This is a genomic window from Brevundimonas sp. (genome assembly GCF_023259385.1).
GTDB lineage: Bacteria > Pseudomonadota > Alphaproteobacteria > Caulobacterales > Caulobacteraceae > Brevundimonas.
This window is the reverse complement of record NZ_JAHFPF010000200.1, coordinates 1-6,782: the sequence shown is the minus strand read 5'-3', so window position 1 is coordinate 6,782 and position 6,782 is coordinate 1. Positions and strand designations below refer to the sequence as shown.

General features: G+C 69.6%; 7 protein-coding genes. 6 read left to right on the top strand and 1 reads right to left on the bottom strand.

The window, feature by feature from the left end; genetic code table 11:
- The 3 genes from Q0C81_RS14130 to prfA form a co-directional block, all read left to right on the top strand.
- The coding region (locus Q0C81_RS14130; RefSeq protein WP_291839196.1) for a hypothetical protein at nucleotides 1-632 on the top strand (632 nt) is incomplete at its 5' end.
- Nucleotides 629-1,399 carry a hypothetical protein gene (locus Q0C81_RS14125; protein ID WP_291839193.1) on the top strand — a complete coding sequence of 257 codons (771 nt, stop codon included), beginning with the start codon at nucleotides 629-631 and terminating at the stop codon, nucleotides 1,397-1,399. The genes Q0C81_RS14130 and Q0C81_RS14125, both read left to right, overlap by 4 nt.
- 61 nt (nucleotides 1,400-1,460) lie before the next feature.
- Nucleotides 1,461-2,528: a peptide chain release factor 1 gene (gene prfA / locus Q0C81_RS14120; RefSeq protein WP_291839191.1), complete on the top strand. Its 1,068-nt coding sequence runs from the start codon at nucleotides 1,461-1,463 to the stop codon at nucleotides 2,526-2,528.
- Nucleotides 2,529-2,531: 3 nt separating this feature from the next.
- Here prfA and Q0C81_RS14115 read toward each other — a convergent pair whose 3' ends face one another.
- The gene (locus Q0C81_RS14115; RefSeq protein WP_291839187.1) at nucleotides 2,532-3,743 is read right to left on the bottom strand and encodes a YihY/virulence factor BrkB family protein; all 1,212 of its coding nucleotides are present in this window, start codon (nucleotides 3,741-3,743) and stop codon (nucleotides 2,532-2,534) included.
- 120 nt (nucleotides 3,744-3,863) lie between these two features.
- On the opposite strand from Q0C81_RS14115, the gene Q0C81_RS14110 reads away from it, so the two are divergent.
- From Q0C81_RS14110 to Q0C81_RS14100, 3 genes are all read left to right on the top strand, one after another.
- Entirely contained in the window at nucleotides 3,864-4,805 is a 942-nt protein-coding gene (locus tag Q0C81_RS14110; protein ID WP_291839184.1) for a hypothetical protein, read from the top strand.
- 38 nt (nucleotides 4,806-4,843) lie between these two features.
- Complete coding sequence (gene prmC, locus Q0C81_RS14105) at nucleotides 4,844-5,737, top strand: peptide chain release factor N(5)-glutamine methyltransferase (protein ID WP_291839182.1); 894 nt, start codon at nucleotides 4,844-4,846, stop codon at nucleotides 5,735-5,737.
- A gap of 314 nt (nucleotides 5,738-6,051) precedes the next feature.
- A partial coding sequence (locus tag Q0C81_RS14100) for a DUF4167 domain-containing protein (RefSeq protein WP_291839180.1) occupies nucleotides 6,052-6,782 on the top strand: 731 nt, incomplete at its 3' end.

Genomic DNA, 6,782 nt, shown 5'->3' with positions numbered 1-6,782 from the left:
CCATCGGCTTCGGCATGGCCGAGGGCGTCCTGGCCGAGGAACGCGGCGAGATCCGTGACAGCCTCACGGACAAGGGATGGGGACCGGAGGTGCTCGCCGAGGCCGAGAAGATCTTCACCGTCACGACCGCCTTCGTGTCGTCGAACGGCGCGGTCGGCTTCGCCGATCTCGACGCCGTGCGCGCCCGCTATGGTTCGGAACCTTGGTTCAAGGACATCGGCGGCGACTTCACTCCCATGCTCCTCAAGTCGTCGAACGAAGAGATCACCGCCCTTCTCGCCCAGATCCAGTGGGGAATCATGTGGGACTATGATCCCCTGCCGACGCTGCGCGGCCTCGATGTCCCCATGTTGTGGATCCTGGCCGCGAACGACACCGAAGCGCCGATGGAGGGCACGCGCACGCGCCTGACCGCCCTCGCCGCCGAGGGCCGTCCCGTCACCGTCGTCCAGTATCCGGACGCCGACCACGGCATCGTCCAGTTCGAGCCCGGCCCCGACGGGACGCGGATCGAGACCCGCTATGCGGACGGCTACATCCAGGCCGTGCTCGACTGGGCCGCCTACGGCGCGCTGCGCCATGACCTGGGCCGCGGCGAAGTGCTGGCCCGTCCGGCGGGAGGCCGCCGATGAAACCGACCCGCCGTTTCGTCCTGGCCGCCGCCGCCGCCGCGCCCCTGGTCGGCGCCGCTCGGGCCGCCGACATCGATCTGCTGAGCGTGGGCCGTCCGTTGCCCCGGTTCGATCTGCTGAAGCCCGGCGCCCGGACCTATCTGCGCTCGGTCGAGAAGGACGGCGCCCATATCGCCGTCGACATCTGGCGGCGCGAGGTCCGCTTCGAGGAGGTCGAGGGCGTTCGACGCCTTCACATCGTCCAGCGTTGGGACGGGACCGGGCAGACGCCGTCCCTGGCCGAGCGTGACTCCGTGTTCGAGATCGGGACCTTCCGCCCGTTGACGCATATCCGGACCTCCACCCGCGACGGGACCCGCGTGGTCGAAGGCTTCCGCTTCTCGCCCGAGGCCATCACCGGCCTGCGGGACCTGCCCGACAACAGCCGCGCCGACTTCTCGGCGCCGGCGTCCGAGGCGGCGTACAATTTCGAAACCGACATGGAGATGCTGCAGACCCTGCCGTGGGCGCCGGGGTACGCCGTCTCCATCCCCTTCTATCATCCCGGCGGAGGACCGCCGGCGCGCTATGTCTGGCGGACCGGCGACCAGGCCGTCCTGACCGGTCCGGACGGGTCGGCGATCGACTGCTGGGTGGTCGAGACGGACTACAACTCCGGCGGGGCCTCGATCGCGCGGTTCTGGCTGGCCAAGTCGACCCAGCAGCTGATCAAGATGGAAAGCCCCGGGACGGCCGGAAGCCTGCACCGGAAAACCCTGCTGTACTGACGCCGCATTGGACAGGTCCCGGCGGGCCGGATAGGAGATCGGCCCCTTTCCGGAGAAACCCTTGCGACTTCCCCAGGCCCGGCTCGATCAGGTGCTCGACCGCTTCCACGAGGTGGAGGCGCGCATGGGCGCGGCCTCGGACGGCGCCGAGATCGTGCGCCTGTCCAAGGAGCACGCCGAACTCAAGCCGGTCGCGGACGCCGTCCAGGGCCTGGCCCGGACCCGCGCCGAGATGGCCGACCTGGAGGTGATGGCCGAGGATCCGGAGATGGCCGACATGGCCGCCGAGGAGCTTCAGTCGCTCAAGGATCGCCTGCCGGAGATGGAGCGCGAGGTCGCCCTCCTGCTGGCGCCCCGCGACGCCGACGAGAACGCCTCGGCCGTGCTGGAAGTCCGCGCCGGCACCGGCGGCGACGAAGCGGCCCTGTTCGCCGGCGACCTGTTCCGCATGTATTCGCGCTACGCCTCCACCCGGGGCTGGAAGGTCGAGGTCGACAGCGCCACCGAGGGCGAGGCCGGCGGCTACAAGGAAATCATCGCCACCGTCACCGGCGACGGCGTGTTCGGCCGCCTGAAGTTCGAGAGCGGCGTCCACCGCGTCCAGCGCGTCCCGGCCACCGAGGCGGGCGGCCGCATCCACACCTCGGCCGCCACCGTCGCGGTCCTGCCCGAGGTCGAGGACGTGGAGATCGAGATCCACGACAAGGACATCCGCATCGACACCTTCCGCGCCTCCGGCTCGGGCGGCCAGCACGTCAACAAGACCGATTCCGCCGTGCGCATCACCCACTTCCCTTCGGGCATCGTGGTGACGTCGTCCGAGAAGTCGCAGCACGTGAACCGCGACAAGGCGATGAAGAATCTGCGCGTCCGCCTCTACGACATGCAGCGCCAGATGAAGGACAACGCCCGCTCGGACGCCCGCAAGTCACAGGTCGGCTCGGGCGACCGGTCCGAGCGCATCCGCACCTACAACTTCCCGCAGGGCCGGGTCACCGACCACCGCATCGGCCTGACCCTGCACAGCCTGCCGCAGATCCTCGAGGGCGACATCGATCCGATGCTCAACGCCCTGATCGCCGAGGACCAGGCCGCCCGCCTGGCCGACCTGGAAGCCGAGTTCGGCTGACCCTCAGTTTCGCGGGCGAATCCGCCGCCGCAGCAGTCGGTCCGACAGCGCCTCGGCATGCTTCAGCGTGAAGGCCAGGGCCGCCGGATTGCCGCGCTTGGGTCCGACGCTGTCGGCCATGACGGCCCCCCGTTCGCCCAGCGCCACCGGTTCGCCGGTGGTCGTGTCGATGGCGGTCTGGTGCTCGATCTCGGCGTTCAGTTCGGCGCCCATCAGGATGATCTGCACGCTCAGCCAGGTCCACAGCAGGAAACCCATCATCGCCGCCAGCGGGCCGTAGGAGGCCGTGCGCACGAAGGTCTGCAGATACCAGCTGAACCCCAGCGACAGCCCCACGCTCAGCAAGGCGGCGAAGATCGCCCCCGGCGTCAGCCAGCGCCATCGCGCCTTCTGCCGGCACGGACCCATGCGGTAGATCAGCGTCAGCGCCGCGCCGTAGATCAGCAGCAGCACCGGCCAGCGGAACGGCGCCAGATAGGCCCACTCGTCGGATAGCCCCAGCACGCTCAGGGCCACGGGCACGCCGACCACCATCCCCGCCGCCAGCAGCACCGCCAGCAGGCCGGACACGGTGAAGGCCATGCACAGCAGGTTATACCGGATCAGGCTGCGCCGCTCGACCTCGTGATAGGCGACGTTCAACCCGTAGAAGAGCACCTTGATCGCCCCATTGGCCGTCCACAGCGACAGCGCCAGGGTCCAGACCAGGGTGAAGGTCAGCTGGCCGGTCGAGTTCTGGGCCAGCCGCTGCATCTCTCCGCCGAGGAACTCGGTGACCCCCTGGGGAAGCACGGAATACAGGAACTCCAGCCGGCCCCAGGCGTCGTTCGGATCGGCGAACAGGCCGTAGATGGTTACGAAGGCGGCCAGGGTCGGGAACAGCGACAGGACCACGAAGAAGGTCACCCCGCCGGCCACGAACCCGACCCGGTCGCCGAAGTAGGAGGCGCCCCAGCGCCAGAAGATGTCGACCCAGCCCTTGTGCGGAATATGTTCGGGCCGTCGCGCGGTCCGGCCGCGCCCGGGCTCCTTGGCGTCGAAATCCTCGGGCGTGGGCGGTCGCGGGGGCAGGGGCTCGGGCCGCTGCGGACGCAGCTCCACCCCGAACTTGTGCCCGCGCGTGTACAGCAGGTGCGCGGCTCCCGCGCCCGCGGCCAGGCCGCCCAGGATGGCCCCCGCCACGCCCCACAGACTGGGTCCCGTCTTCCTGTCCAAGCCTGTCTTTCCCGACTGTCGCTGCATGGGCGCGACAACGGCCAAGCTGCCCCTGCCGTTCCCCGCTTCTTGCGGACCCCGCGAACCCCGTCATAGCTTGGGGTGGTTCGGGGAACCATCATGCGGATCAGAAGTCTTGTCTTTCTCGTCGGACTGGCCATGACGTCCGTGGCGGTCGCCGCGCCGTCGCCGTCAGCCCCGCAGGCGTCCCGAACCGCCTCGGACCCGGACGATCCCCTCTCCGGCCCCTGGAGTTCGGAAGCGCTGGAGGAGGCGGCCGCGCCGCTCTTCAAGCTTCGTCGCCTGAACGGCGCGGCCGCCGGCGACGGGGCCCTCGAAACCCGGCTCTCGGCTACGCCTGACGCGGCCGAAAGGGCGCGGCTGTTGACCGCCTATGGCGTGACCCTGATGAGCGAAGACAGCGACGATCCTATCGCCGCCGCGGCTCTGGCCTTGCCCTATATGAAGCGCGCTGTCGCCGAGGGACGCCAGGGTTTCGCCGCGGACAGCCGGATGCTGGCGATGCTGCTTTCGGACGCGGCCAGAACCGAGTTCATGGCTCGCGGATCCCAGACATCGGCGGATGCGGAGCGGTGGTTGGAAGAGGCCCATCGCATCCGCGTGGCGCGGTTGGGCCCCGGTCATATCGAGACGCTCTCGACCCTGACCGGATTGGCCGACATTCGCAGCGTCGCCGACGGTCTCAACGAAGATCCGGCGCGCGTGCAGGCGGTCGCCGCCCTCTATGAACCGCTGCTGGGGGCGGATCCGGTGGAGGGGACGGATCGCCAGGACCTGACCATGCTGTTCAACCAGTGGACGGTCTTCCTGGCCGGCGCGCGGCGGCCTGATGAGGCCTGCGCGGTGCTGGACAAGATGAATGCGCTGTCGGACCGGCTGGGTCTCGACATGGCCTATGCCGGCTACGTGCTGGGCGAAGCCCTGTCGGAGGCCGGCTATGCGGATCGCACCGCGCCCCTGATCGATCTGGAGGCGTCGGCGATGGCGCTGCTCGGAGCCCGGGCTCCGACGCCCGGCAAGCCGCCCCGCTGTGGTCGGTAGAGCTTGAAATCGTCGGCCAGCCGCGCCAATCCGTCCACATGACCGACGCCGCCTCCGCCCGCACCCTGCTGACCGCCTGGAAGGCCGCCACGGCCGATCTCAAGGCCGCCCGAATCGACAGCCCCTCGATCGACGCCCGCCTGTTGCTGGAGGTCGCCGCCGACTGCTCGCGCACCGACATCCTGACCGACCCCTACCGCGTCGTGACCGACGCGCAGCGGGCCGTGCTGGACGGCTATATCGCCCGCCGTCTGAAGCGCGAGCCGGTGTCGAAGATCCTTGGCCAGAAGGGCTTCTGGAAGATCATGCTGAACGTCACGCCCGACGTCCTCAGCCCGCGCGCCGACACCGAGGCCCTGCTGGACGTGATCATGCTGGCCTACGCCCCGCATGAGGCCTTCACGATGATCGACCTGGGCACCGGCTCGGGCGCCATCCTGCTGGCCACCCTGGCCGAGCGTCCGGCGGCCAAGGGGGTCGGCACCGACATCTCGACCGAGGCCCTGGCCGTGGCGCGGGAGAACGCCGCCAACCTGGACCTCGCCGGCCGTTGCGACTTCATCCGCACCGAATGGGCCACGGGCTTCGCGGAACACAGCTTCGACCTGGTGGTCTCCAACCCGCCCTACATCCCCTCGGGCGACATCGCCGGCCTCGATCCCGAGGTGCGCGAGCACGATCCCCACCTGGCGCTGGATGGCGGCGAGGACGGCCTGGTCGCCTATCGCGAACTGGCGCCAGAGATCATGCGCATCCTCAAGCCCGGCGGGACCTTCGCGGTCGAGATCGGCCGGGACCAGGGGCCGCAGGTCAAGGCCCTGTTCGAGGATGCGGGCTTCGAGAACGTCATCGTGGTCAAGGACCTGTCCGACCGCGACCGCGTCGTCACCAACGGCCCCAATCCCCGGACCAATCCGATTCCGAAGATGTGAGGCGAGGGGGGCTGTATGGCGTCGCCATACAAATCCCCTTGGAAACGCCACGATCCCGCGCTAAGTCTCCCTTGTCTCCCACCCGAAACGCACGCCTCGAACCGCTCTGGTTCCTGACTCGCGCGCGTTCAGGGCAGTGACGGTCGGGCCAGTCGCCCGGCGGACCACGGGGCGGCACGGCTTTCCGAACACATCGCCAGCGGGGAATAGGCCCCGCCCGAGACGGAACACCCCCGGACGGATACCGAGCCTTCGAGGTCCGGTCCGCCCTCCCCATCAAGGCACGGTAGCGTCCGATGAGAGATTTCAAGGGCATGAAGCGTCAACGCGGACGCAACAGGAAGCCCGGCAGCGGCGGCAATAACAACGCCAACGCCACCAACCCCAATCGTTCCTGGGACTCGCAAGGGCCCGAGAACATCAAGGTCCGCGGCAACGCCCAGACCGTCTATGAGCGCTACATGCAGCTGGCGCGCGACGCGTCGGCCGGCGGCGACCGCGTTCTGGCTGAGAACTACACCCAGCACGCCGAACACTATTTCCGCGTCCTGCGCGCCCTTCAGCCCCAGCGTTCGGTCTCCGAGATCGCCCAGCGCGAACTGGCCGGTCAGGGCTTCGATATCGACTTCGAGGACGAATCCGGCGCCCAGGCGGCGGCCATCATGGCCGCCCAGCAGGCCGAGGCCGACCGCGTCGCCCAGCAGGAAGCCCGCCAGCGCGAGCAGGAAGAGCGCCAGAACGAGCGCTCGAACGAACAGCCCCGCCGCGAATGGCGCGACCGCGACGATCGTGAGCCGCGTGAACCCCGCGAACCGCGTGAGCCGCGCGCCGAAGGCGCCGCGCCCGCCCCCGCCGCTGATGGCGAGGCCCGCGAGGGCGGTCGCCGTGAGAGCCGCCGCGAACGCTGGGAGCGCCGCCGGGACGAACGCAACCGTCGCTTCGACGGCGAGGGCGACGCTCCCGCCGACGCCGCCGGCGACGAGGCTTCCTTCGAGGCCGAGCCCGCGCCCGCCGCCGAGGCTGCTCCGGCTCAGACCCCGGAACG

What these genes read in the sequence shown, in the direction of transcription:
- Q0C81_RS14125 (WP_291839193.1), top strand. Translation starts at nt 629, where the DNA reads ATGAAACCGACCCGCCGTTTCGTCCTGGCCGCCGCCGCCGCCGCGCCC.
- Q0C81_RS14110 (WP_291839184.1), top strand. Translation starts at nt 3,864, where the DNA reads ATGCGGATCAGAAGTCTTGTCTTTCTCGTCGGACTGGCCATGACGTCC.
- prmC (WP_291839182.1), top strand. Translation starts at nt 4,844, where the DNA reads ATGACCGACGCCGCCTCCGCCCGCACCCTGCTGACCGCCTGGAAGGCC.